The organism is Aeromonas sp. 600886, from assembly GCF_049174935.1.
Classification (GTDB): Bacteria; Pseudomonadota; Gammaproteobacteria; order Enterobacterales; family Aeromonadaceae; genus Aeromonas; species Aeromonas veronii_A.
Window position 1 is genome coordinate 1 of the sequence record NZ_JAAKUB010000009.1, and the last position, 24009, is coordinate 24009.

Annotated in this window: 23 protein-coding genes and 2 tRNA genes; 7 read left to right on the top strand and 18 right to left on the bottom strand. The window is 57.5% G+C overall.

The features are described 5' to 3' along the window. The 15 genes from G5179_RS08850 to ruvA all read right to left on the bottom strand — a co-directional run bounded on the left by G5179_RS08850 (position 1) and on the right by ruvA (position 11784). Positions 1 to 72, bottom strand: a tRNA-Val gene (locus tag G5179_RS08850). A 31-nt stretch (positions 73 to 103) separates the two neighbouring features. Continuing rightward, a tRNA-Lys gene (locus tag G5179_RS08855) sits at positions 104 to 179 on the bottom strand. A gap of 174 nt (positions 180 to 353) precedes the next feature. Beyond that, on the bottom strand, positions 354 to 1154 hold the full coding sequence (ybgF, locus tag G5179_RS08860) for a tol-pal system protein YbgF (RefSeq protein WP_005343216.1): 801 nt from the start codon (positions 1152 to 1154) through the stop codon (positions 354 to 356). Between the two features lie 158 nt (positions 1155 to 1312). Next, positions 1313 to 1837 carry a peptidoglycan-associated lipoprotein Pal gene (gene pal / locus G5179_RS08865; RefSeq protein ID WP_005313284.1) on the bottom strand — a complete coding sequence of 175 codons (525 nt, stop codon included), beginning with the start codon at positions 1835 to 1837 and terminating at the stop codon, positions 1313 to 1315. 49 nt (positions 1838 to 1886) lie between these two features. Beyond that, positions 1887 to 3212, bottom strand: a complete 1326-nt coding sequence (gene tolB, locus G5179_RS08870; RefSeq protein ID WP_005335728.1) for a Tol-Pal system beta propeller repeat protein TolB — start codon at positions 3210 to 3212, stop codon at positions 1887 to 1889. 95 nt (positions 3213 to 3307) lie between these two features. Continuing rightward, a complete protein-coding gene (gene tolA / locus G5179_RS08875; RefSeq protein ID WP_216979490.1) occupies positions 3308 to 4438 on the bottom strand; it encodes a cell envelope integrity protein TolA in 1131 nt (376 codons plus the stop codon). Between the two features lie 5 nt (positions 4439 to 4443). Then, complete coding sequence (tolR, locus tag G5179_RS08880; RefSeq protein ID WP_005335733.1) at positions 4444 to 4890, bottom strand: protein TolR; 447 nt, start codon at positions 4888 to 4890, stop codon at positions 4444 to 4446. Continuing rightward, positions 4890 to 5567, bottom strand: coding sequence for a protein TolQ (tolQ, locus tag G5179_RS08885; protein WP_216954450.1), 678 nt, complete (start codon positions 5565 to 5567; stop codon positions 4890 to 4892). The genes tolR and tolQ overlap by 1 nt, the downstream gene beginning before the upstream one ends. 1 nt (position 5568) lies before the next feature. Continuing rightward, on the bottom strand, positions 5569 to 5976 hold the full coding sequence (gene ybgC / locus G5179_RS08890; protein WP_005343212.1) for a tol-pal system-associated acyl-CoA thioesterase: 408 nt from the start codon (positions 5974 to 5976) through the stop codon (positions 5569 to 5571). A gap of 105 nt (positions 5977 to 6081) precedes the next feature. Then, the gene (locus G5179_RS08895; protein ID WP_041202810.1) at positions 6082 to 6393 is read right to left on the bottom strand and encodes a cyd operon YbgE family protein; all 312 of its coding nucleotides are present in this window, start codon (positions 6391 to 6393) and stop codon (positions 6082 to 6084) included. Then, on the bottom strand, positions 6380 to 6496 hold the full coding sequence (gene cydX, locus G5179_RS08900; protein WP_005304933.1) for a cytochrome bd-I oxidase subunit CydX: 117 nt from the start codon (positions 6494 to 6496) through the stop codon (positions 6380 to 6382). The genes G5179_RS08895 and cydX overlap by 14 nt, the downstream gene beginning before the upstream one ends. 14 nt (positions 6497 to 6510) lie before the next feature. Next, the gene (gene cydB / locus G5179_RS08905) at positions 6511 to 7647 is read right to left on the bottom strand and encodes a cytochrome d ubiquinol oxidase subunit II (protein WP_005335741.1); all 1137 of its coding nucleotides are present in this window, start codon (positions 7645 to 7647) and stop codon (positions 6511 to 6513) included. An 11-nt stretch (positions 7648 to 7658) separates the two neighbouring features. Beyond that, on the bottom strand, positions 7659 to 9215 hold the full coding sequence (locus G5179_RS08910; protein WP_227341407.1) for a cytochrome ubiquinol oxidase subunit I: 1557 nt from the start codon (positions 9213 to 9215) through the stop codon (positions 7659 to 7661). Positions 9216 to 10150: 935 nt separating this feature from the next. Then, on the bottom strand, positions 10151 to 11161 hold the full coding sequence (gene ruvB / locus G5179_RS08915) for a Holliday junction branch migration DNA helicase RuvB (protein ID WP_005335744.1): 1011 nt from the start codon (positions 11159 to 11161) through the stop codon (positions 10151 to 10153). Positions 11162 to 11169: 8 nt separating this feature from the next. Further along, entirely contained in the window at positions 11170 to 11784 is a 615-nt protein-coding gene (gene ruvA / locus G5179_RS08920) for a Holliday junction branch migration protein RuvA (RefSeq protein ID WP_216952061.1), read from the bottom strand. Positions 11785 to 12045: 261 nt separating this feature from the next. On the opposite strand from ruvA, the gene G5179_RS08925 reads away from it, so the two are divergent. Further along, the gene (locus G5179_RS08925; protein WP_421258213.1) at positions 12046 to 14055 is read left to right on the top strand and encodes a methyl-accepting chemotaxis protein; all 2010 of its coding nucleotides are present in this window, start codon (positions 12046 to 12048) and stop codon (positions 14053 to 14055) included. Positions 14056 to 14187: 132 nt separating this feature from the next. Here G5179_RS08925 and lysE read toward each other — a convergent pair whose 3' ends face one another. Continuing rightward, positions 14188 to 14799, bottom strand: a complete 612-nt coding sequence (gene lysE, locus G5179_RS08930) for an L-lysine exporter (RefSeq protein ID WP_421258214.1) — start codon at positions 14797 to 14799, stop codon at positions 14188 to 14190. Between the two features lie 194 nt (positions 14800 to 14993). Next, complete coding sequence (locus tag G5179_RS08935) at positions 14994 to 15776, bottom strand: LuxR family transcriptional regulator (protein WP_216952064.1); 783 nt, start codon at positions 15774 to 15776, stop codon at positions 14994 to 14996. A 62-nt stretch (positions 15777 to 15838) separates the two neighbouring features. On the opposite strand from G5179_RS08935, the gene G5179_RS08940 reads away from it, so the two are divergent. The 6 genes from G5179_RS08940 (at position 15839) to G5179_RS08965 (ending at position 23348) form a co-directional block, all read left to right on the top strand. Beyond that, positions 15839 to 16489 (top strand): acyl-homoserine-lactone synthase, encoded by a 651-nt coding sequence (locus G5179_RS08940; protein WP_266135413.1) that lies wholly within the window; start codon positions 15839 to 15841, stop codon positions 16487 to 16489. Positions 16490 to 16688: 199 nt separating this feature from the next. Further along, the gene (locus G5179_RS08945) at positions 16689 to 17588 is read left to right on the top strand and encodes a LysR family transcriptional regulator ArgP (protein WP_266135412.1); all 900 of its coding nucleotides are present in this window, start codon (positions 16689 to 16691) and stop codon (positions 17586 to 17588) included. Between the two features lie 86 nt (positions 17589 to 17674). Then, positions 17675 to 19690 carry an exoribonuclease II gene (locus tag G5179_RS08950; RefSeq protein WP_216952067.1) on the top strand — a complete coding sequence of 672 codons (2016 nt, stop codon included), beginning with the start codon at positions 17675 to 17677 and terminating at the stop codon, positions 19688 to 19690. Positions 19691 to 19943: 253 nt separating this feature from the next. Next, a complete protein-coding gene (locus G5179_RS08955; RefSeq protein ID WP_421258215.1) occupies positions 19944 to 21584 on the top strand; it encodes a GGDEF domain-containing protein in 1641 nt (546 codons plus the stop codon). 4 nt (positions 21585 to 21588) lie between these two features. Continuing rightward, a complete protein-coding gene (locus G5179_RS08960; RefSeq protein ID WP_421258216.1) occupies positions 21589 to 22692 on the top strand; it encodes an EAL and HDOD domain-containing protein in 1104 nt (367 codons plus the stop codon). Between the two features lie 65 nt (positions 22693 to 22757). Beyond that, positions 22758 to 23348 carry an HAD family hydrolase gene (locus tag G5179_RS08965; protein WP_270905676.1) on the top strand — a complete coding sequence of 197 codons (591 nt, stop codon included), beginning with the start codon at positions 22758 to 22760 and terminating at the stop codon, positions 23346 to 23348. Between the two features lie 132 nt (positions 23349 to 23480). Here the strand turns inward: G5179_RS08965 and hfq are convergent, their stop codons facing one another. Further along, entirely contained in the window at positions 23481 to 23840 is a 360-nt protein-coding gene (hfq, locus tag G5179_RS08970) for an RNA chaperone Hfq (RefSeq protein ID WP_421258217.1), read from the bottom strand. Between the last annotated feature and the right edge of the window lie 169 nt (positions 23841 to 24009).

Below are 24009 nucleotides of genomic sequence, written 5' to 3' on the forward strand. Positions count from 1 at the left end.
GGTCGTTACTGGGATCGAACCAGTGACCCCCTCCTTGTAAGGGAGGTGCTCTCCCAGCTGAGCTAAACGACCTGGGAATTCTGTCTCCACCGAGTGGAGAAAATGGTGGGTCGTGCTGGATTCGAACCAGCGACCAATTGATTAAAAGTCAACTGCTCTACCGACTGAGCTAACGACCCTCACCACGACCAGTTCCGACTGCATTACTGCTTCGGCTCTGACGGCGGCCTATATTACGGATTTAAATTTCCGGTGCAACAGAAAATTCGTAATTTAAATCCGTTTGCTCACTGTGCGTACAAATGCAGGCTGTTTTTACAGTAGCGTTACGAAAACAGTGACATACAGCAATGTTACAGCTTGGCCAGACTCTGTTTGGCCAACTGGGCTGGCGAGGTGTTGGGATAGCCCTTGATCACCTGCTCATAGAAGGATTTGGCTTCCGCCTTCTTGCCATCCAGCTGCGCCAGCATACCCAGCTTCAGCAGCGCATCTGCTCGCTTGGGGGATTTGCTGTATTTGTTGGCCACGGTCGAAAACTGGGCCGAGGCACCGGCTCTGTCACCCTTGTTGAACAGCAACTGGCCGAGCCAGTAGTGTGCATTGGGAACATAGCCCGAATTGGGGTACTGCTTGATGAAGCCCTGGAAAGCCGGAATGGCTTTGTCGTAGTTCTTCTCTTTGAGCACCATATTGACCGCTGCGTCGTAGGCCTGATTCTCATCCTGATTGGTTGAGTAATTGGCGGCAGCAGCCGGTGTGGCAGCAGCAGGGGCCGGGGTGGCTGGAGCAGCTTGCTGGCTGCTGGCAACCTTGTCGAGCTCTTGGTAGAGCTGACGCTGGCGCTCTTGCGACTGTTCCATCTGGTAGGTCTGCTGCTCCAGCTGACCACGCAGCTCGGAGACCTCCCCTTGCAGGGAGTCGACCTGCTGCTGCAATTCAGCTTGCAGTCGCAGACGGGCATTGAGGGTGCGCTCCAGCAGGGCAACCCGATCTTCCAGGCTACCGGTGGGCACGATGGCGCCGTTGTTGCCGCTAAGGACAACCCCACCACTTGAGTCACCGCCCAGATCGCTGACCGGTGCCGCAGCTTGCGCATTCAGAGCAACCATTACGGCCAGCGCAACGACAGCTTGCTTGTACACAGATTTCATTCGGATCAAACCTTAGCGTTTAGTACAGATAAAACGGCCAGCGCCATCGTCGCTCGCATATACAGATTTCATTCGGATCAAACCTTGGCGTTTAGTGCAAATAAAACGGCCATCGAAATGGCCGCTTGCATATAAACGAACTTCGTTCGGTTCAAACCTTAGTAAACCAGAACCGCGCGGCGGTTTTTGGCAAAGGCATCCTCGGTGTGGGACAGATCCAGCGGCTTCTCTTCGCCATAGCTGACGATGGAGAGCTGCTCGGCCTGCACACCCAGGGTTTGCAGATACTTGGCAACAGCCTTGGCACGACGCTCGCCCAGGGCGATGTTGTACTCCGGAGTACCGCGCTCATCGGCGTGACCTTCGATCAGGACTTTCACGCTCGGGCGCTCGCGCAGGTAGCTGGCGTGGGCATCCAGCAGATCAGCGTACTGACCCTGGATATCGTAACCGTCGAACGGGAAGTAGATCACGTTGTCACGCTGCAGTGCTTCGAACTTCTGACGCATCTGCTCTTCCGGGGACAACATGCCGTTGGCGCCGCCGGTTTGTACACCGCCCATGCCGTCGGTCATACCTGATTCGGCGCCAGCGGCGTCGGAATCAGAAGAAGAACTACAAGCGGCCAGGGTGAACAGTGGCAGTGCGATGGCCAAACCCTTGAGCAGTTTATTGAGTTGCATGCTATTTCCTTAAACCTTTATAACAAAACAAAAAACAATTGGATTTTTATCAATTCAAGAAGGGCGACCAAGCTGGTGCACGAATTTCACCGCTACTGGTCGGAAGCACAGCCTTGAAGCGACCATCAGTCGACACCAACGCAAGACTCTTACGACCCTGATAGATGGTGGCATAAATGATCATGCTGCCATTGGGAGCCACACTTGGCGACTCATCCAGAGCACTCTGGGTCAGGACCAGCAGGGCATTGTTTTCCATGTCCTGACGGGCAATACGATACTGTCCCTGAACACGGGTCACCATCACCATGATTTTGCCATCAGGAGTGATGGATGCACCCTGGTTGGATTCACCTTCCCAAGTCATCCGGCGAGTCATACCAGTCGCCAAATTTACGCTATAAATCTGGGGTTTGCCACCACGTTCAGAGGTGAACAACAAATTTTGCCCGTCCGGCATCCAGGAGGGTTCGGTGTCGATCACACGGCTGGTTGTGACGCGGGTCAGCTGCTTGCTAGCGACATCAACCACATAGAGGTTCGGTGAACCATCTTTGGAGAGAACGATAGCCAGACGACGACCATCCGGAGACCACTCCGGCGCCCCGTTAATACCGCGGAAACTGGTGATCAGGCTGCGCTGCTGGGTGTAGATATCCTGCACGTAGATTTCGGACTTCTGGTTCTCGAAGCTCACGTAAGCCAGCTTGCTGCCATCCGGCGACCAGGCCGGAGACATCAACGGCTCGCGGGAGCGCAGCAGGGTCTTCTCGTTGTAACCGTCGTAGTCAGAAATGCGCAGCTGGTACGGGAACTGGGTACCCTGCTGTACGGAGACGTAAGCCAGACGGGTCAGGAAGGCACCGCGCTCGCCAGTCAGACGCTCATAGACGATGTCGGAGATACGGTGGGCAAACTGGCGCATCTGGGCACCCGGGATGGTCGCCATACGGCTATCCAGAATGTAACCGTTGCTCTCGCCACCTTGTGCCTTGGCCAGCTGGCCTTTCAGCACATCGACCAGCTCGAAGTTGACCTTGTAGGTGCCGTCACCGACTGCCGAAATGGACCCCACCACCACGGCTTCAACCCCTTGGGAGGCCCAGGGAGCGAAGTTGATCTCGCTGCTGCTGCTCGGGGTCTGCGGCATCTGGCCACGGGCCAGCGGCTTGAACTTGCCGCTGCGCATCAGGTCGTTGGAGACCACTTCCGCGATGTCCTGCGGCAACTGCCCGTTGCCTTCCCACTTGAAGGGGGCGACGGCGATGGGGCGTGCGCTATCAATACCGCCGGTGATGACGATGTCCAGGGCCGCCTGGGCACTCTGGCCCAGCAACAAACAGCCAACCAAAGCAAAAAATACTTTTCTGATCATGGCTTAAATACTCGGTTCCAATAAAGATGAGAGGTTAAATTCCTTTCTCGGCGAGAGGTTGCCAACCGGAGGCAAGCAACCTCGTTTTATCACGCTTAGATACTCGGTTCTAACTTCAGGTTAAATTCCTTCAACATCTCGAATGCCGCAGGATCCTTGGGCACTGGCAGTTGATTGGCTTTCAAGACAGCCGCCTTACCCGAACGACAGACCGCCGGGTCACCCTGGCCGTTATCTACCGATATGACAAAGCCACTGCTCGCAAGACGTACGCCGATAGTACATGTTTTGCCCCGCATGGTGGGATCCAAAATCATATACCGCTCAACAGTGGCCTTGATGAGCGCCGCATACTTGTCGACCTCACCTTGTGCCGCTGCAGAGGCAGCCTGGCTGCGGGCATTGGCTTCAGCCGCCAGCTGCTGCTGCATCATGGCTTCCATCTCTTTTTGCAGTCTGGCCTCCTCGGCCGCTTTGCGTTTGCGTTCTGCCGCGATCTTGGCCTGCTTCTCGGCTTCAGCCTTGGCTTTCTTCTCTGCGTCAGCTTTTGCCTTTTTGGCTGCCTCTTCCTTGGCCTTCTTCTCAGCCTCGGCTTTGGCTTTTTTCTCAGCCTCTGCCTTGGCTTTCTTCTCTGCCTCAGCCTTGGCCTTCTTGTCAGCTTCCGCTTTCTTGGCTTTGGCCTCCTCGGCTTTAGCCTTCTCTTCCGCCTGTTTTTTCTCGAGCTCTTTCTTTTTCTTCAGCGCCAGTGCCTTGGCCTCTTCAGCAGCCTTGCGCTCGGCTTCCGCCTTCTTGGCCTTCTGCTCTTCCAGCTTGCGGGCCTCCTCGGCTTTCTGCGCCTTCTCTTCCGCCCGCTTCTGCTCGGCAACTTTTTTCTGCTTCTCAGCCTCGGCCTTGCGGGTCGCCTCTTCTGCTTCTTTCCGCTTGGCCTCGGCAATACGCAGCCGTTCCTGCTGCTGGGCTAGTTCGCGTTTGGCAAGATCCGTATCTTCCTTATCCTTCTCTTTCTCTACCTTCTGCGGCTTGGGCTGAGCTTTCTGCTGCTGGATCTGCTTGGCCTGCTCGTTGAGGAAGTTCTCATCAAGCATGACGGCATTGACGATCTGCCCCTTCGATTCGGGTCGTTTCGGTTTGCTGAAATCGAGCCCGACAAACAGGATGATGCCGATGATCAGGTGCAGCAGAAACGACGCGATGAGATAACCGGAAATACCACGCTTCACATCCATCTCCGTTAGTTCACCGGATCTGTCATCAGGCCAACCTGAGGCACACCCGCATTCTTGAGGGCCACCATCAACAGGATCACCTCTTCGTAGCGCACGGCCTTGTCACCCGCGACCACCACGGGGGCATTCTGGTTGATCGCCAGATAGCCCATGGCTTTTTCGGTGATGTATTGCTGCATCGCCTCTGGCGTGCCACTTGGCACCGGCTCGTCATCGGCTTCGCCAGCCTTGATGACATACTCGCCTTCGGTATTGACGCTTACGATGAAGGGCGGCTTGGCATCTTCCGGCAACTGCTCGGACTCAGCCTGCGGCAGATCCACCTTGACCCCTTGCGTGATCACCGGCGTGACCGCCATAAAGATGATAAGCAGCACCAGCATGACGTCGATATAGGGAACCACGTTGATCTCGGCCACCTTCTTGCGCCGGATCCGCTGATAGGTTTGCATTACTGATCACCCTGCTGCTGAGCAATTTGACGGTTCAGAATGGTGGTGAACTCGTCCATGAAGTTGGCGTAGGCGTTCTCCAGCCGCTCGACCTTGTTGGAGAAGCGGTTGTAGAAGATTACCGCCGGGATAGCGGCAAACAGACCCATGGCGGTCGCAATCAGCGCTTCCGCGATACCCGGTGCCACCATCTGCAGGGTGGCCTGCTGCACCTGACCCAGGGCGATAAAGGCGTTCATGATCCCCCATACGGTACCGAACAGACCGATGTAGGGGCTGATGGAGCCGATGGTCGCCAGCACCGGCAGGTTGGATTCCAGATCATCCACCGCACGGGAGAGGGAGACGCGCATGGCACGGTAGGTACCATCCATCACCGCATCCTGACCACGGGCCCCGGCCTTGAGCAGGCGGGCATACTCCTTGAAGCCGGAGTAGAAGATATCTTCCATGCCTTCGATATCATCGCGGCGGGAAGAGGACTCCTGATAGAGGCGATTGAGATCGACCCCTGACCAGAAGCGATCTTCAAACTGTTCCGATGCGAGATTGGCCGCCTTGATCGCCTTGGAACGCTGGATAATCAGCGCCCAGGAGACAATAGACATGCTCATCAGGGTGATCATGACCAGTTTTACCAACAGGCTGGCTTGCCAAAACAGGCCAATAAACGAAATTTCAGCGTGCACTTAACAGCACTCCCTTGATTTTTTCAGGTATAGCTACAGGTTTCATTTGCGGATGACTTACACAGGCTATCTGTACCAAAGCCTGGGTGACGAGTCGTCCATCAGCCGCCAGGATCTGCTGCGAAAAACGCAGGGATGCGCGTTTCACTTCAATCACTTGCGTTAATACATTCAATAGTTCATTAAAACGGGCCGCCGAGCGGAAATCGATCTCAGTTCGGCTCACCACGAAGGCATATCCCTCCTGCAGCCAGACGTCCTGTTCGACCCCTTTGGCACGAAGAAACTCGGTGCGAGCACGTTCCATAAACTTGAGATAATTGGCGTTGTAGACGATGCCCCCGGCATCGGTGTCTTCGTAGTAGACACGTACCGGAAACTCAAAGACTTCCCCCATAACAATCTGTGATCCATTCGACAGTCAGATGGGGGGCTATCATAGCGCAGGGCTGAATAGGAAAGAAGCAGGGGGAGACAGGGAAATCCTGCCTCCCCCCGTTTTTTATGAAAGGAAATATGAATGTGTCAGCCAGAGGCCATACAACAAACTGGGCCAGGCGAGCCAGGGGTTGAACAGCACACGTCCGGGCAGGCTTTTCAGATGAAAGCCAAGCCCGTTAAGTACGCCACAACAGACGGCCCACATCAGCCAGGGAGCAAGCCAGAGACCATGCTCGCTGGTGTTGGCCGCGATCAGATTGGGGGCCTGTAAAATAGCGACGGCCAACAAGGCCGCCGCGAGTAACATCAACCCCTGCCACGGCTGCCGCTCCAGTGGAGCGGCCAGCCTGGCGAGTCGATCACTTGTTTTCATCGATCTGACGATCCATGTTCTCGGTGTGTTCCAGCCACAGCGCATTGATGATGCCAAATGCACAGGCCAGCAACAGCCCCAGGATCCAGGTGAAATACCACATTGTCAGCGCACCTCTTAATAGAGAGATTGTTGGTTATCTTCGATGTGCTTGTTGGTTACCCGGCCAAACATCTTGATGTAAGTCCAGATGGTGTAACCCAGCACAATCGGTACGAAGATCGCTGCAGCCACAGTCATCACCTGCAAGGTGTTGAAAGAGGCGGTAGCATCCCACATGGTCAGGCTCAGTGACGGCTCAAGGCTTGAGGGCATCACGAACGGGAACATGGAGAAACCGGCAGTGAGGATGACCCCGGCAATCGCCAGCGAGGAGCTGGTAAACGCCAGCCAGCCGATGTTCATGCGGGCAAACAGCGCAGTCAGCAGGCTCATGGCCAGACCCAGTACAGGGGCAGCCACCATCCACGGATAGAGGGTGTAGTTGTTCATCCAGGCACCAGCCTGCAGGACAACTTCCTTGTTCATCGGGTTGGATACTGCGTCAGTCGCGGCAGCCTTGACGATGACATACCCTTCCATACCGCTTACCCACCAACCCGCGGCAGCAAACAGCACCAGGGTCAGCAGTGAGCAGATCATGGCGGCAGTACGGGAACGTGCCAGCACTTCCCCGTCGGTCTTCATCATCAACCAGGTTGCGCCCTGGGTGAGCAGCATGAACAGGCTCACCAGACCAGCCAGAATGCCGAACGGGTTAAGCAGGCCGAAGAAGTTGCCGTGATAGGTCAACATCATGAACTGGTTAAACTCGAACGGAACGCCTTGCAGCAGGTTGCCAAAGGCCACACCAAAGACGATGGGCGGTACGGCGCTACCGGCGAACAAGGCCCAGTCCCAGTTGCTGCGCCATTTTGCATCAGCACGCAGCGAGCGGTACTTGAAACCGACCGGACGCAGGAACAGCGCCATCAAGGTCAGGATCATGGCGATGTAGAAGCCGGAGAAGGTCGCGGCATACACCATCGGCCAAGCGGCGAACAAGGCGCCACCGGCAGTGACCAGCCAAACCTGGTTACCTTCCCAGTGCGGCCCCATGGTGTTGAGCATCACGCGGCGCTCGACATCTTTCTTGCCGACGAACGGGAGCAGTGCGCCTACCCCCATGTCGAAGCCGTCAGTGATGGCAAAACCGATCAGCAGTACGCCGACCAGAGCCCACCAGATGACACGCAGAGTTTCGTAATCAAACATGGTCGCTCTCCTTATGCCTTGATCTGTTCAAAGTGATACTTGCCAGTCTTCAGGCTGCTGGGGCCAAGACGGGCATACTTGAACATCAGGTACATCTCGATAACCAGAAGTACGGTATAGAACAGGCAGATACCGATCAGAGAGAACCAGATCTCGGCTGCCGGCAAGTTGGATGCAGAGAGGGAAGTCGGCAACACCTCTGCAATGGTCCACGGTTGGCGACCATATTCGGCAACAAACCAGCCAGCTTCGATGGCGATCCACGGCAGCGGGATCCCCCACAGCAGAGCCTTGAGCAGCCACTTGCGCTGGCCGATCTGGTGACGGGCACTGTCATAGAAGGCCATACCAATCAGTACCAGCATCAGCATGCCGACGGCAACCATGATGCGGAAGGCGAAGAACAGCGGCAGAACCTGCGGGATGGAGTCATCCACAGCGGCCTTGATCTGCTCGTCGGTAGCGTCGGTCACATTGCTGGTGTAACGCTTGAGCAGCAGACCGTAGCCCAGATCCTGCTTCACTTCGTCGAAGCGGGCACGGGTCTCGTCAGACTTGTCACCGGATTGCAGCTTGGTCAGCAGGTCGTAAGCGGTCATACCGTTACGGACGCGCAGTTCGTGCTCGCTCTTCAGATCTTTAAGACCGGTGACCTGACCGTCCAGAGAACGGGTCGCGATAATGCCCAGCGCATAGGGGATCTTGATGGCGTAGTCGGTGCGCATCTCTTCCTGATTCGGAATACCGAACAGGGTAAATGCGGCCGGAGCAGGTTCAGTTTCCCACTCGGCTTCGATAGCGGCCAGTTTCACCTTCTGCACTTCACCGGTCTCGTAACCGGATTCATCGCCGAGGATCAGCACGGATACGATGGAAGCCATACCGAACGCGGCGGCAATGGCGAAGGAGCGACGGGCAAACGCCACATCACGATTCTTCAGCAGGTAGTAGGAGGAGATACCCAGCACAAACATGGCGCCACAGGTATAGCCAGCCGCCACAGTGTGGACGAACTTGACCTGAGCAACCGGGTTGAGCACCACGTCAGCGAAACTCATCATCTCCATCCGCATGGATTCAAAGTTGAACTCGGCACCGACCGGGTTCTGCATCCAGCCGTTGGCGACCAGGATCCAGAGGGCGGAGAGGTTGGTACCCAGCGCCATCAACCAGGTGGCAGCCAGATGCTGATGCTTACTCAGACGATCCCAACCAAAGAAGAACATACCGACGAAGGTGGACTCCAGGAAGAAGGCCATCAGCCCTTCGATGGCCAACGGAGCCCCGAAGATATCGCCGACATAATGGGAGTAATACGCCCAGTTCGTCCCGAACTGGAACTCCATGGCCAGGCCTGTGGTGACCCCCAGGGCAAAGTTGATACCAAACAACTTACCCCAGAATTTGGTCATGTCCCGGTAGATGGTGTTGTTGGTCATCACATAGACGGATTCCATGATCGCCAGGAGAAAGGCCATTCCCAGCGTCAGGGGTACAAACAAAAAGTGATAAAGGGCCGTCGCAGCGAACTGGAACCGCGATAGGTCTACCACATGCTCAGCAATCATGATGTTTCCTCACCGATTATTGGCACGGCTATTTTAAGTTTTAAGGACAAAGCTTCCGTTGGGGGTTATCGAATGGGCCCCGTTGAGACGCATCACAACAAAACACTTTCAGTAACCACCAATATTAACAACAAGGCAACGCGAAAATACAAACAAAGCTAATGTTTAACAATTAAAAAACAATCAGCTTCAATTTATTCTCGCTCATTATGACCGGGTTTTTATATCACCTTTATTTGATTGAAATCAATGTAAAAGGACCCGTCATACATGGCTTTCAAAGCCATGTTTAATCTATTTCACGATTATTGAAGCGAGCCAGATCACAAAAGATGACAATGCGTAAAATATTGATTTAAATCAATTTAAGAATTTAACATCCGGCCACCCCATTTAATTTGAAAAATGTCGATGACGCGCCTTTTTCCATGTTATCCAGGTCAGGCGAACTGATTGTAAAACTCAATTTAAAACTACAAACAATGCATACTCATGCGAACCAATTTCATCAATCACTACATTAGATAAACTAATTTGAAGGTTGCAATTTTTCTTGTTTGCCCGGGCCGATACGAGCTCCTACAATGCGCCTCGCAGTGAGGGCATACCCTTGGATACAGGCCGGTTAATCCGGGTTCACGGTACGTATTCGGCCATCAATTTGAACCTGTCTATTGGAATCGAAGATGAAAAAGTTTGTTACTAAAACCATCCGTTACTACAAGCTTTCCTTTGTTCAGCTCTATCAACTGAACCGACTCTGAGAGCTCGCGACGGCTCACCTGTTTATTTTCCGGTCTGTGTCCAGACGCACTCACTGTCTGTGAACATCCATCCTGAATTGTCTTTGCCCACCGCATCAGCCGTGGGCTTTTTTTTTGCCCGAATAACAAAAAACCGCCTTTGACGGCGGTTTTTTGTTCAAACGACTGTTTTTACTTCTCATCTGGTCGCTGAAGACCGAAATGAGCATATGCTCGTGTGGTCGCAATCCGTCCTCTGGGTGTACGTTGCAGATACCCTTGCTGGATCAGATAAGGCTCAAGCACATCTTCGATAGTATCTTTCTCTTCCCCGATCGCGGCGGCCAGATTATCGAGACCCACCGGCCCCCCCATAAACTTGTCTATGACAGCCAACAATAACTTGCGGTCCATGAAGTCAAAACCTTCGTTATCGACATCCAGCATGTCCATGGCGCGGGCCGCGATGGGGCCATCGATCCGGCCATCGGATTTGACCTGGGCGAAGTCACGCACTCGTCTTAACAAACGGTTAGCAATCCGCGGCGTACCGCGAGAGCGACGGGCGACCTCAATGGCACCATCTTCCGTCATGTCGAGCCCCAGACAACGGGCACTGCGGGAGACGATATCGGTCAGGTCCTTGACGTTGTAAAACTCCAGCCGCTGGACGATGCCGAAGCGATCCCGCAGCGGGCTGGTGAGTGAACCGGCCCGGGTGGTAGCGCCAATCAGGGTAAAGGGAGGCAGATCCAGCTTGATGGAGCGAGCCGCTGGTCCCTCCCCGATCATGATGTCGAGCTGGTAATCCTCCATCGCCGGATAGAGCACCTCTTCCACCACCGGGCTGAGACGGTGGATCTCGTCGATGAACAACACATCGTTCGGTTCAAGGTTGGTGAGCAGCGCCGCCAGATCCCCCGCTTTCTCCAGCACCGGGCCGGAGGTGGTCTTGATATTGACACCCATCTCGTTGGCGACGATGTTGGCGAGGGTGGTCTTACCCAAGCCCGGCGGACCGAAGATCAGCAGGTGATCGAGCGCTTCACCCCGCTGACGGGCCGCTTCGATAAAGATCTCCATCTGCTCGCAGACGGTATCCTGACCGGTGTAATCAGCCAGCTTCTTGGGGCGGATAGCCCGGTCAATAATGTCATCCTCACGGGCGGCACTGGCCGAAATGAGGCGGTCTGCTTCAATCATCAACTACCTCATACCAGGCTACGCAGGGATTCACGGATGATATCTTCCACCGACATCCCCTCTTTGGCGATCTTGCTGACAATCTGGCTCGCCTGCTGCGGCTTGTAACCGAGGGCCACCAGCGCACTGGCCGCCTCTTCGGTCACATCCGGTGCCCGCAATTCTGGCTCACTGGCTGGCAGGGTGACCATGGCCGGGGAGAAGAGGTCGTGACTGACCCAGCCCTTGAGGCGATCCTTCATCTCCACCACCAGACGCTCGGCGGTCTTCTTGCCGACTCCCGGCAGTTTGACCAAAGAGCTTATCTCTTCACGTTCGACACTCAGCACGAATTGGGTAGCTGTCATGCCGGAGAGAATAGCCAGCGCCAGCTTGGGGCCGACTCCGTTGGTCTTGATCAGCTCGCGGAACAGCGCCCGCTCCTGTTTGTGGTTAAAACCATAGAGCAATTGGGCATCTTCCCGCACCACGAAGTGAGTGTGGATGGTCGCCTCCTTGCCGATCTCCGGCAAATCATAGAAGCAGCTCATCGGCATATGAACCTCGTAACCAACCCCACCTACTTCCAGCAAGACCTCGGGGGGCTGCTTCTCAATGACAATGCCTCTCAAGCGACCAATCACGGCTCTCTCCTCACCAATACAGCTATTCGCAAATTGGCTCATAGCATAAAGAATAACTGGATAAGTATCCAGCATAGGGCAGCAACCCTCTGGTATCCGGAGAAGCTTTTTCGCAAATTGGCCACCATGCTTGATCTGGTTCAGCCTGCGTGTACGGGATGTTTCTGCACCGTACCGGACTCCGACTGGGCATGAGCCACTACACTAAATCCGTTCGGAACCGAAATTGATGCCAATGCAGATACCAAGGAAGGCCATCATATGAAAATTGTTACCACCGCCAATCTGGGTCTTGCCATCTTGCTCGGCTGCACGCTGGGGATGGGGGTCGTGGGCTGGTATGGCAGCCAGCGGCTGGCCGGCCTGCTCACCTATGTGTTGGGAAGCGCCTGGCAGACCGCCGATGGCGCCATGGAAGGCTCCATCGAACTGGGCAATCAACAGTTACAGATTCAGAAGATGCAAAACGGCACCCCGCTCAATCGCACCGAGCTTGATGCCGCCAAGGCGGCGACCGATGATGCGCTGGCCCGGGTCAGCCAGGGTCAGCTCATTGATGGCGCAGTCCTGGCCACTATGGAGCAGCAGAAGCTGGCCTATCAACAACAACAAGAGAAGCTGTTGACGCTCTATCACGCCTATACCGAGGTGGATCAGGCCCTGCATCACAACGCCGAGCTGATGGCACGACTCTCGACCCAGCTGGAGGTGATTGGCGATGGGGCGGTAGAGGTGCTGACCCAGGCCCCCGACCAGACCATCAGCTGGAACAGTGGCCTCTCCACCCGCTGGGAAGCGGCCGACGGGGGAATGGAGTCCAATATCGGCTTTTTACGCCAGCTCTATGCGCTGGAGAAGATGCGCAGACAAGGGGTAACGGAGGCGATCAAGGTCGAGCTGAAAGAGGCGACCGATTTCTATCACGAAGCGATCGACAGCATGCTCGGTACCGGGCTGTTCGATATCGAGGGAACCGGCGAATTTGCCGGCAAGCCGCTGGCGATACAGTATCGCGCCCTGTTGGCCCGACATCAGCAGCTGATGGGGCAGTGGATCGAGGCGCTCGGCAGCTATCAGGCCCAGCAGGCTCTCTATGAGGCCAGTGCCGACCAGCTACAGCAACAACTGGTTGCCATCGAGGCGAGCGGTGATGCCACCGTAGAGGATCAGGTAGTCCAGCTCAACGGCATCATCAGCCAAACCCGCACCCTGCTGCTGGGCGGCCTGTTGCTTAGCCTGCTCATGGTCACCCTCTGTGGCTTCTGGCTGACCCGCAAGCTGGTCACCCCGCTGCTGCAAGTGGACAAACGGATGCAGGATATCGCCGCCGGCGAGGGGGATCTCAACGCCCGCATCAACCTGCAGCGGGATGACGAGATAGGCTCGCTGGCCAACAGCGTGGATCGCTTCATCGAGAAATTGCAGAAGATGATCAGCTCCACCATGGACAACACCCGGCACATCAGCGAACACGTTCACACCTCGGTCAACCGGGTGGAGGCGATCAGCCAGAGCAGCCGCCAGACCGCCGAACATGCGCTGGCCCTGCATCAGGACAGTGAACAAATGGTACAGGTCGCTACCGGTATTTCTGACAACTGCAGCATGGCGGCCCACAATGCCAACGAGGTGCGCCAGCTAACCACCGAAAGTAGCCAATATGTCGCCTCTGCCAGTGCGGGCATGCAGCGGGTGGTGCAGGAGGTGGGCGAGTGCGCCATCGCCATCAACGCCCTCAAGGAGCAGGCGGGCCAGATCGGCCAGATCATCTCCACCATCAGCGGCATCTCGGAGCAGACCAACCTGCTGGCCCTCAATGCGGCTATCGAAGCAGCCCGCGCGGGGGAGATGGGACGTGGCTTTGCTGTGGTCGCGGACGAGGTGCGCACCCTGGCCAATCGCACGGCGACATCAAGCGCCGAGATCAGCCAGGTGATCAGCAGCATCCAGCGGCAGACCGAGAGCGCCTACCTGATGATGCAGCGCAACCTCAAGACGGTGGAGTCCGGCATGCAGGACTCCGAGAACACCAAGCAGATCCTGTTCAAGGTGGAAGGCGCCATCGACCAGCTGGCCGACATGGTGCAGCAGGTGGCCGTAGCCACAGGTCAACTGTCACACACCCTGAGCCACTCCTCTGACAAGGTCTCCGGCATCAGTCTGCAAGCCAGAACCGGCGAACAGGAGGCGCAGGAGTGCCTGCAGCTCGCCTCCTCTCTCCATCAGGCCAGCCTGCTGCAACAGCGCCTGCTCTCCCAGTTCCGGGTATAGCCTCTGTATCGAGAAGCTGTAAAAACACCAGTCCGTAGAACGGACTGGTGTTTGACACTCGATAGCACGGAGCCTACCCTCGCTATCCGCCAATGAGCATCACCGACATCACCATGGATACGGTCTGGCGGACTAGCCTCCAAACGCCAGCTTGCCCGCCAGACTCAGCATGATGATGCCGACCAGCAGATCGATCCCCCGCTGCACCCCTCCTCGCTCTAGCCAGGGCGCCAATGCGGCCGCTCCCAGCGCAAGCGAGTAAAACCACACCAGCGAGGCCAGCATGGCCCCCGCAGCAAAGGCCGGACGCAGGGACTCGCTCACCTGACTGCCAAGGGAGCCGAGCAGCATCAGGGTATCGAGATAGACATGGGGATTGAGCAGGGTGACCCCTAGCGTCATGGCCAGTACGCTTCTGGCTCTCATCCGTTGCGAAGAGTCGGCCAGTCCGCCCTCCTGTCCATGCCAGGCGCTGCGCAGGGAGCGAACCCCAAACCAGCCGAGAAACAGCACGCCGCCCCAGGTAAGCAGCATCATGCCAATCGGGCTGGCAGCCAGCAGATTGGCTCCGCCAAATACCCCTATAGCGATCAGAATGAGGTCGCAGAAACTGCAGAGTGTGGCGCTCAGCAGATGGTGATTGCGATGGATGCCTCTGCTCAGCACAAAGGCATTCTGGGCGCCGATGGGGATGATCATGGCAAGACCTATGGTGAAGCCTTGCAGGGTCGTGGTCAGCAGCATGGAAAGTTCCGTTCGAAGTGATGAATGAACGGCACTATAGCGAGCCCTGTTCCCTCTTAGAAATTCATTGATTTACTGGTTCATTCATTTTGCTAATGATGAAGCTTTTCTATTCAATCCCTTGTCAATTACCGGATCTGACAATTGTGACCCTCATACAGCAGCAGGAGAATCTGTGGCATGTGAGACTCGGACTACTGCAACACTCGGGGAAAATTGGTGACCACCACCTGCTCCAGATTGGGCAACAGCAAGCCGGTCCCCACCCCCTTGGCAATGGCCTGGTAGCGGTTCATGGAGCCGGTTTTGCGGGTGACCTGATTGAGGTGGTAATTGACCGTGCGCTCCGTGATGCCGAGGATGCAGGCTATCTCGCAGGAGGTCTTTCCTTCGCTGGCCCAAAACAGACACTCGGTTTCGCGCTCGGTCAGGGGCTCTTTGCCCGCACTGTCCATCATGCTGAAACGCACCACCCGGATTGCGGCATCGAAGATGTAGTTGGACATCCATGAGAGGATCGGCGACGACTCCAGCAGCAGATCGCTCGAGGCCCGCTCGGACGTGATAAAGGAGAGGATCCCGTTCTCCCCGGCTGCACCGTGCAGGGGGAAGGAGATGCCATTGCGTAGCCCGAACTCGGCTGCCAGCCCCATCACATCCATGCTTCCCTCTTGCAGAAAACTGGCTCGCTCATCGAGGCGATTCCAGTAGATGGGCAGAGTCTGCTTGCGCGCCAGCTGGATCACCGGATCACATGCCAGCATGTTGTTTTCGGTGTAGGCCTGCACCCAGGAGTCAGGGCAGTGATTGAACAGCACCACCTTGGGTCTTTGCATCGACATCGGCAGGATCAGCGCGAAGCGGTAGTAGTCGTAGCCCATACCGAGCGTGAAGTGACCGATCAGCTCGGCCAGACGGTTGCCATCCGTCACCGAAGTGAAATGTTCGAGATACTCAAGCAGTTGGTCTCTTTTCATATGAAAGCCCCCTTGGCCAGACATGTGATTATAACGGCGAATAGCAAGACAGAGGGCCCATAATGTTGGTTTTCAAAGGAAAATTGAGAGAGCATCCACGAAATGAGGTAGAGGAGGAACTCTATCGCTTTCGAAATCGCGTCTTTTCCGACCGGCTCGGCTGGGATGTAGAGTCCCATCGGGGACTCGAGCGTGACAGCTTTGATACGCCAGACACCCATTGGGTGCTGATCGAGGATAAACAAGGGCTGTGCGGCTGTATTCGCCTGCTCAACTGTGCCGATGCCTATATGCTGCCCACCATCTTCCCCACCGCCCTTGCCGGTGAAAGTGCACCACGCACCCCCGATGTCTGGGAACTGACCCGTCTAGCCATCGATGCCAGCCGTGCTCCGCGGATGGTCAATGGCGTCAGCGAGCTCACCTGCGTTATCTTTCGCGAAGTCTATGCCTTCGCCCATGCTCACGGGATCCGGGAGCTGGTCGCTGTCGTCAGCCTGCCGGTAGAGCGCATCTTTCGTCGTCTCGGACTGCCCATCGAGCGGCTCGGTCACCGCCAGACGGTGGATCTGGGGGCCGTGCGCGGGGTGGGGATCCGCTTCCATCTGGATGAACGTTTCGCCCGTGCCGTTGGCCAACCTCTGCTGGGCCACTATCAAACCAGCCACATTCTACTGCAGCAACCATCAAGGGCGCTGACAGCGCAGTCATAAAAAATCCCGGGAAAACAGACCCGGGATAAACAGATCGCTATGAGCCCGCAGGCTAACCCACGGATCAGCGGGCAGTATCCTCCCTCAACAACCTGATCACTACTGTCAGAAATCACAGCATAACGTCCCTGTCACCACTCATTGTTGTCCCCTGCCGAGTGACGTAGAGTCAGCCCAGAAGCAACGCAAGGGAGGGAAGATGAAAGAGCTGGACTACAAACTGCTGCGGGCGTTGGATGCGGTACTGCAGGAACAGAACTTCGAGCGGGCGGCCAAGTCGCTCCATATCACCCAGTCGGCCATCTCCCAGCGGATCAAGCAGCTGGAGCAGCAGTTTGCCGAGCCGCTGCTCATCCGCAGCCAGCCGCTGCAAGCGACCCCGCTCGGCCAGAAGCTGCTGGCACACTATCGTCAGGTCCACCAGCTAGAGCTGGAACTGGCTGGTGAGCTGGCTCCCGCCACACCACAAGCACCCATCCGGATCAGTATCGCCGTCAATGCCGACAGCCTGGCCACTTGGTTTCTGCCCTCGATTACTCCCTTGCTTGAGCAGCATCCCATCGAACTCAACCTGCTGGTGGATGACGAGTGCCGCACCCTCGACAAGGTGCGCGAGGGGCAGGCCTTCGGCGCGGTCAGCCTGAGCCCCCAACCGCTGGCGGGTTGCTGTGTCGACGAGCTCGGTGAGATGAACTATCTGCTCACCGCCAGCCCGGCCTTCGTGGCTCGCCATTTTCCTCGCGGTCTGACCCGGGAAGCACTGGCCAAGGCACCGGCAGTAGCGTTCGATCAGCGAGATGACATGCATGTAAGCTTTATGAGGGAGCAGTTCGGGCTGGAGCCTGGCGGCTACCCCTGCCATACGGTTCATTCGTCGGAGGCCTTTGTCGCCATGGCCGAACAGGGAGTGGCCTACTGTCTTATCCCGGAATTACAGATCAGGAGACAACTGGAGAGTGGCTCACTGGTCAACCTCAGCCCAGAGCGCATCCTGACGGAGCGACTCTACTGGCACCGTTGGGTACTGGAAAAAGGGGTACACAAACAGCTCTCTTTACGGCTCATCGACTATGCCCGCAGCTCTCTGAAACCACGCTGATCAGGCCATTCACCTTGGCTTTGCAGGGCTAAAAACGTATAGTGCTGGGCGTTTCTTCATCAGGTCTCCACTCAGGTTCCCCATTTATGTTCCAAGACAATCCGCTGCTGGCCCAGCTCAAGCAACAAATCCGCGAAAACATCCCGAAGAAAGAGGGTGTGATCCGCGCCTCGGACCGGGGCTTCGGCTTTCTGGAAGTCGATGAGAAGACCAGCTATTTCGTGCCGCCTCCCTACATGAAGAAGGTGATGCACGGTGACCGGGTGACCGCCCTGATCCGCACCGAAAAAGAGAAGGAAGTGGCCGAGCCGGATACCCTGCTGGAGCAGTCCGTCACCCGCTTCGTGGCCCGGGTCAAGATGTTCCGTGACCGCCTCAACGTGGTTGCCGACCATCCGCTGATCAAGGATGCCATCAAGGCCCGCGTCAAGAAGGGTCTGGATGAGAAAGAGTTCAAGGAAGGTGACTGGGTGGTGGCGACCCTCAAGCGCCATGCGCTGGTCGACGGCAACTTCTCTGCCGAGATTATCCAGAAGATCGCCGCCCAGGAAGATCACAATGTGCCCTGGTGGGTGGTGCTGGCGCGCCACAATCTGGCCCAGGTCGAGCCGGCTGACTTGCCGGAGTGGAAGGTGATCGAAGAGGAAGAGCTGCCCCGTCGCGATCTGACCGCAGTCCCCTTCTTCACCATCGACGGTGCCAAGACCAAGGATATGGACGATGCGCTGGCCATCACCAAGCTGGACAACGGCTGGGAGCTGCTGGTCGCCATCGCTGACCCGACCGCCTATGTGGCCGAAGGGAGCGAGCTGGACAAAGAGGCCGCCCAGCGCGCCTTTACCGTCTACATGCCGGGCCGCAACGTGCCGATGATCCCGCGCACCCTCTCCGACGAGCTCTGCTCCCTGAAAGAGGGCGAGGAGCGCAACACCCTGTGCGCCCGTCTGCTGATCGCCGAAGATGGTCTGCTGCTGGAGGAGACCGAGTTCTTCGCCGCCCGCATCTGCTCCCACGCCCGTCTCAACTATGACGACGTCTCCGACTGGGCTGAGCATGGCAAAGAGCTGGCTATCGACGCAGGTGTGCTGGCCCAGCTGCCGCTGATGAAGGCGATGACCGAAGCACGCATCGCGTGGCGCACCGAGCATGCGCTGGTATTCCCGGATCGTCCCGACTACGACTTCGAGCTGGGCGAGAATGGCGAAGTGCTGGCTATCCACGTCGAGCCGCGCCGCATCGCCAACCGCATGGTGGAAGAGTCGATGATCGCCGCCAACATCTGCGCCGGTCGCGTGCTGGGCAAGAGCGTCGGTTACGGCATCTTCAACGTTCACACCGGCTTTGACGAAGAGTCCCTCGACGGCGCCATCGACCTGCTGAAAAGCGCCGAAGCCCCGTTCGAGCGCGACGAGATCGCCAGCCTCTCCGGCTTCTGCGCCCTGCGCCGCTGGATCGACAACCTCGACACCCGCTGGCTGGATGGCAAGATCCGCCGCTTCCAGAGCTATGCGCTGATGTCCTCCGAACCGGGCGCCCATTACGGTCTGGGTCTGGATGCTTACGCCACTTGGACCTCCCCGATCCGCAAATACGGCGATATGGTCAACCATCGTCTGCTCAAAGCCGTCATCGCCGGCAAGACCCCGGGTGAGCGCCCGAGCACCGAGCTCACCGAGCACCTGACCGCCTGCCGCCGCCTGCACCGCATGGTGGAGCGTGACATCGGTGACTGGCTCTATGTCCGCTACCTGAAGGCAGATGCAGGCACCGACAAGGTGTTCAACGCCGAGATCATCGACGTGATGCGTGCTGGCCTCAAGCTGCGTCTGCAGGAGAATGGCGCCGTGGTCTTCATGCCTGCCCGTCATATCCTCGACAACAAGGATCGCCTGGAGTGCAACTGGGACAATGGTCGCGTCTATCTGGACAAGACCGAGGTGGTCTACGAGCTCGGCCAGCTCATCGAGGTGAAGCTGACCGAAGCGGTGGAAGAGACCCGCTCCCTTATCGCCAAGCCGGCGGTAGATCTGGTACCGGGTCCGGCACCGGAAGCCCCGGTCGCCGAGAGCACACCTGCGGACGTAGCCCCCAAGGCTGAGTAAGCCGCACAGAGTCATCTCATCTGCCCGAGAGCCCGCCATTGCGCGGGCTCTTTTTTGCCCCGCATCTGCCATACACGCTGCCACAAGTGGCGCCACTACGCACAGTTTTCGCCACAGTTGGCAGTAAAAGCAGTGAATGTTTCCACGCATAACGTGGAATGCAACCAATATGTGCGACACCTCTCCTTTCTGACATATTAATCAAAGAGAAATATGTTTATACTCGCTTGGGTACAATCCAAGGGATGCTGGTATGCAGGAATGGGACCCGGAACACTTCACCAACTTCGCTCAGTTATGCGAAGTGAGCCTCGCCACCATCCGTGAAAAAACCGATGCCGAACGCCTCTACCTCTGGCTGAAAGCCCCCGAACCGCAGCTCTACAGCTTTCAGCTCGATAAGGGGCTGACTACGCTTGATCTCGCCCATCTCGGTCAACTGACCCTGCCCCACCATCTGCTCGACAAGGCGATGGACAAGGGGCAACTGGTGATCGAGCAGATCTACCAGCCGCCGGACTCTGGTGAGAATGTCGAACCAGCCCAGCAACGACTACGCGCCTGCTTCCCCCTCAAACGCCATATGAGCCTAGAAGGGGTCATCTATCTGGAGACCCACCGCCGTATCGACCGCCTCTCTGCACGCCAGCGTCAGGGGATCCAGCTGCAGATCCACTATCTGACCGCCGAATTGAGCAACCACCTGCTATCCAGCCAGGTCAATCAGGAGCGGGATCAGCGGCTCCATACCCAGACCGATCTGGTGCAGAGTCAGGCGCTGCAGGGCTCTTTTCTCACCATGTTGCAGGCGCTGCACATGGTCAGCGTCACCCTCTCCCGCAGCCACAGCGAGAACGATCTGCTGCGGGACGCCGTGCTTCTGGCCCGCAAGGAGCTGCAGTTCGATCGGGTCGCCATCTTCCTGATCGAATCCGATGGCAAGACCATGCGCGGCACCTGGGGCACCAGCGAAGAGGGAGAGCTGGTAGACGAACATGACTTTGTCAGTCCCATTCCGGAGCACCCCACGGTGCAGGAGGCGCTCAGGCGCAAGGACTACGTGCTGGTGCTGGAAGATACCCCCCTCTACTACGAGAAACAGCAGGTAGGTCGTGGCTGGAACGCCATGGTCTCGCTGTGGGATGGCACCACTCCCATCGGCTGGATCGCCGCCGACAACCTGCTCTGTCACCGACCACTCAAGGCTTATCAGAGCGAGATTTTCAAACAGTACGCCGCCATCCTGTCACAGTTACTGATCCGCCAGCGCACCCAGGAGCAGCTGGAGCGGCTCAATCGCCAGCTGGAGGAGCGGGTTGCCGAACGCACGATACAACTGGCCGAAACCAATCGGGCGCTGGAGGAGGCCAATCACCGCCTCTCCCTGCTCTCGCTGGAAGATCCTCTGACTGGTATCGCCAATCGGCGCCAGTGGGACATCACCATGCAACGGGAATGGGAGTGGGCACGGCGCACCCAAAATCCGCTGGCGGTATTGATGATCGATGTGGACGAGTTCAAGGCCTACAACGACCACTTCGGCCATGCCAAGGGGGATCTCTGCCTGCAACAGGTGGCCCATGTGCTGCGGGATGCAGAGCGGCGCTGCACCAATCTGGTCGCCCGTTACGGTGGCGAGGAGTTCGTCATTCTGCTCTGCGCCCCCCAACCCGGTGAGGCCGAACAACTGGCCGAGAGGATCCATGATGGCCTAACCCGATTAAAACTGCCCCATCCCGCCTCGCGGGTTGCTGATTTCATTACGGTTAGCATAGGCTTTAGCTATCTGGTTCCCTCCCTGAACGAGGCATGGCAGAGTCTGACCGAACAGGCCGATCAGGCGCTCTACCACGCCAAGTCTCAAGGACGGGCGCGCACTCTGGCCTATCGGTGATCCCATGCTGTTGCGTCGTTATCCCATCTTCAATCGCCGCATGGCCCTGGTGGCCTACGGCATCGATTATCTGCTCGGCTCACCGGACGAGTGGCCCTCGCTGGCACAACATTGCCGCCTGCTGGCACAAGGGCGCCAATATCTGGTGCCCTTCACCCACGAACAGCTCGATGAACAGCGCCCCCTGCTGTTTGATCAGGATGCGATCCCGCTGGTCGAAGCCTCCAGCGAACGGCTACCAGCTTCCTTTCCGGTGCTGGAACAGTGGCGAGACAGTCGACGCCGGCTTGCCGTACACGGGGTCAGCCGTGAGCCACGCTGGCTCGGTGCCAGCCGTCTGCTGGTATTCTGGATGGGCGAAGAGGGGATCTGCCAGCCCACCGAACACAAGCGGATGGCCCTCGATATCGAAACCTGGGAAGACTTTCTCCCGCTGCGAGAGGCCGGAGTCGACTTCTTTGCCGGTGGTTTTCTCGCCCGCCCCGAGCTGGTCAATCAGCGTGCCACCCAGCCCGATATGGCGCTGGTGCAGCAGATCCTCCAGCTCATCTGCCACGAGGAGTTCTCCTTTGCCCAGGTGGCCCGCCTGCTGGAGCAGGATGCCTTGCTCCCGGGCCAGCTACTCACCTATGTCAACTCCCCCGGCTTCGATCATGCCGCCCCCATCACCTCGGTTTCCCGCGCCCTCTCCTATCTGGGAGAGCAGGAGATCCGCAAGTTTGTGCTGATCAACGGCCTGGCCCGGGTAAGCCAGCATATGCCGGAGGCCTCTACCCGGATGGCCATCGCTCGCGGTCGCTTCTGTGAACTTATCGCCCTCACCGCCCTAGACAAACGCGAAGCAAGCTGGGCTTTTCTGGTCGGGCTGGTACTCGATGGTTCCCTGCTATCGGAGTCGCTGAAGGCCCACCTGCCCAACAACGTAAAACGAGCCATCGAGCGGCACGAAGGGCCGCTGTTCCACCTGTTCCAGCTGGTCAGGACCTATGAACAGGGCAACTGGGCCCTGCTGGAGCAGCTGGCACCGAAATACCAGCTCGACCCGACCAGACTCACCCCCGTCTATTTTCAGGCGCAAATGTGGGGGCAAGCGTTTCTCACCTGCTAGGTGATGGCGAGGCGGGGAGCCACTGGCTAGAATGGGCTCCCTTTTTTCAGAGACTGACCCGCACCATGACGCTTTCCGGATTCCAAGGCCTGGTCTTTGACCTTGATGGCACCCTGGTCGACTCCATGCCGCTGCACCTCGCCGCCTGGGAACATACCGCCCGTGAGTTTGGCTTTCGCTTCGATGCCGACTGGTTCTATGAACTGGGTGGCATGCCGAGCCGCAAGATAGCCCTGCTGGTCGCACAGGAGCAGCAGATCCCTCTCGATCCGCTCGAAGTCACCCGCTGCAAGACCGCCCACTATGTGGCCAACCTGCACAAGGCGACCGTCTTTCCGGCCATGCAGGCGCTGGTCGAGCGCTATCATGGCGTCATCCCGATGGGGATTGGCACCGGCTCGCCCCGCGTCAACGCCGAAGCGGTGCTGCGCAACACCGGGCTGGATCGCTATTTCTCCGTGGTGGTCACCGCAGACGATGTGGAGCTGCACAAGCCCAATCCGGACACCTTCCTGCTGGTCGCCAGCAAGTTGGGGGTCGCGCCATCAGGCTGTCTGGTGTTTGAAGATACCGGAATCGGGGTACAGGCCGGAGAGGCGGCGGGTATGCAGACCTGCATGGTCAAAGAGGGCAAACCGGTCGGCATAACCGCGTAGTGCGGAAAAAAATATCGCCCTGCAAGGGGCGATAACCGAAACCGGCTCTCATACGGGACATGAATGAAAATGAGAGCAGGTTCCGTCAGCCGCTGACGCAGGGCGCGTCAACGGGGAGTGCGGGGCAGACGATTACTCGTTGTTGCCGCCGCTCTGATTGTCGTCATAACGACCCGGCGCACCATGGGGGCGCGGCGCCATGGAGACACGCGGCTTGCGAGCACGCTGGATGTTCACCTGCGGACGGCCGGTGTGCATGGCAATGGTGGAGATCTTGGCCTTGTAGACCAGCTGCTGGTTGCCGTGTGCATCGGTCAGCAGCACGCTGTACTGGTCAAACCCGCTGATGGTGCCTTCCAGCTTGATGCCGCTCACCAGAAAGATAGCGACCTGACTGCGGTTCTTGCGCAACCAGTTGAGGGCAGAATCTTGCCCGTTCCCGAGGGAGAAGGCTTGCTCAATCGTGGAGTAGCTTGGGGATTCAGTTGTCATAAATTATTGTCCCGCGGAAAAAAAGTGGCGTTTGATTGTGCTAAATGGGCACTGGCTTGTCAAAGTCATTCTCACTCCCGCCAGCAATAGCGGCCTCCGGGGGCTGGTCGCTGACCAGCACAACTGCGATAATCGCCAGCTCTGGCTCCACCATGGGCCTTATCTGGGG

Excerpts from the sequence above, each read along its gene's own strand:
- G5179_RS08935 (WP_216952064.1), bottom strand. The coding sequence starts at position 15,776 with ATGAAAAGAGACCAACTGCTTGAGTATCTCGAACATTTCACTTCGGTG.
- G5179_RS08950 (WP_216952067.1), top strand. The coding sequence starts at position 17,675 with ATGTTCCAAGACAATCCGCTGCTGGCCCAGCTCAAGCAACAAATCCGC.
- G5179_RS08940 (WP_266135413.1), top strand. The coding sequence starts at position 15,839 with ATGTTGGTTTTCAAAGGAAAATTGAGAGAGCATCCACGAAATGAGGTA.
- G5179_RS08955 (WP_421258215.1), top strand. The coding sequence starts at position 19,944 with ATGCAGGAATGGGACCCGGAACACTTCACCAACTTCGCTCAGTTATGC.
- G5179_RS08895 (WP_041202810.1), bottom strand. The coding sequence starts at position 6,393 with ATGAAAACAAGTGATCGACTCGCCAGGCTGGCCGCTCCACTGGAGCGG.
- pal (WP_005313284.1), bottom strand. The coding sequence starts at position 1,837 with ATGCAACTCAATAAACTGCTCAAGGGTTTGGCCATCGCACTGCCACTG.
- G5179_RS08960 (WP_421258216.1), top strand. The coding sequence starts at position 21,589 with ATGCTGTTGCGTCGTTATCCCATCTTCAATCGCCGCATGGCCCTGGTG.
- G5179_RS08925 (WP_421258213.1), top strand. The coding sequence starts at position 12,046 with ATGAAAATTGTTACCACCGCCAATCTGGGTCTTGCCATCTTGCTCGGC.
- G5179_RS08945 (WP_266135412.1), top strand. The coding sequence starts at position 16,689 with ATGAAAGAGCTGGACTACAAACTGCTGCGGGCGTTGGATGCGGTACTG.
- tolR (WP_005335733.1), bottom strand. The coding sequence starts at position 4,890 with ATGCAAACCTATCAGCGGATCCGGCGCAAGAAGGTGGCCGAGATCAAC.
- tolA (WP_216979490.1), bottom strand. The coding sequence starts at position 4,438 with ATGGATGTGAAGCGTGGTATTTCCGGTTATCTCATCGCGTCGTTTCTG.
- ybgF (WP_005343216.1), bottom strand. The coding sequence starts at position 1,154 with ATGAAATCTGTGTACAAGCAAGCTGTCGTTGCGCTGGCCGTAATGGTT.
- G5179_RS08965 (WP_270905676.1), top strand. The coding sequence starts at position 22,758 with ATGACGCTTTCCGGATTCCAAGGCCTGGTCTTTGACCTTGATGGCACC.
- ybgC (WP_005343212.1), bottom strand. The coding sequence starts at position 5,976 with ATGGGGGAAGTCTTTGAGTTTCCGGTACGTGTCTACTACGAAGACACC.
- ruvB (WP_005335744.1), bottom strand. The coding sequence starts at position 11,161 with ATGATTGAAGCAGACCGCCTCATTTCGGCCAGTGCCGCCCGTGAGGAT.
- hfq (WP_421258217.1), bottom strand. The coding sequence starts at position 23,840 with ATGACAACTGAATCCCCAAGCTACTCCACGATTGAGCAAGCCTTCTCC.
- G5179_RS08910 (WP_227341407.1), bottom strand. The coding sequence starts at position 9,215 with ATGATTGCTGAGCATGTGGTAGACCTATCGCGGTTCCAGTTCGCTGCG.
- cydX (WP_005304933.1), bottom strand. The coding sequence starts at position 6,496 with ATGTGGTATTTCACCTGGATCCTGGGGCTGTTGCTGGCCTGTGCATTT.
- lysE (WP_421258214.1), bottom strand. The coding sequence starts at position 14,799 with ATGCTGCTGACCACGACCCTGCAAGGCTTCACCATAGGTCTTGCCATG.
- tolB (WP_005335728.1), bottom strand. The coding sequence starts at position 3,212 with ATGATCAGAAAAGTATTTTTTGCTTTGGTTGGCTGTTTGTTGCTGGGC.
- cydB (WP_005335741.1), bottom strand. The coding sequence starts at position 7,647 with ATGTTTGATTACGAAACTCTGCGTGTCATCTGGTGGGCTCTGGTCGGC.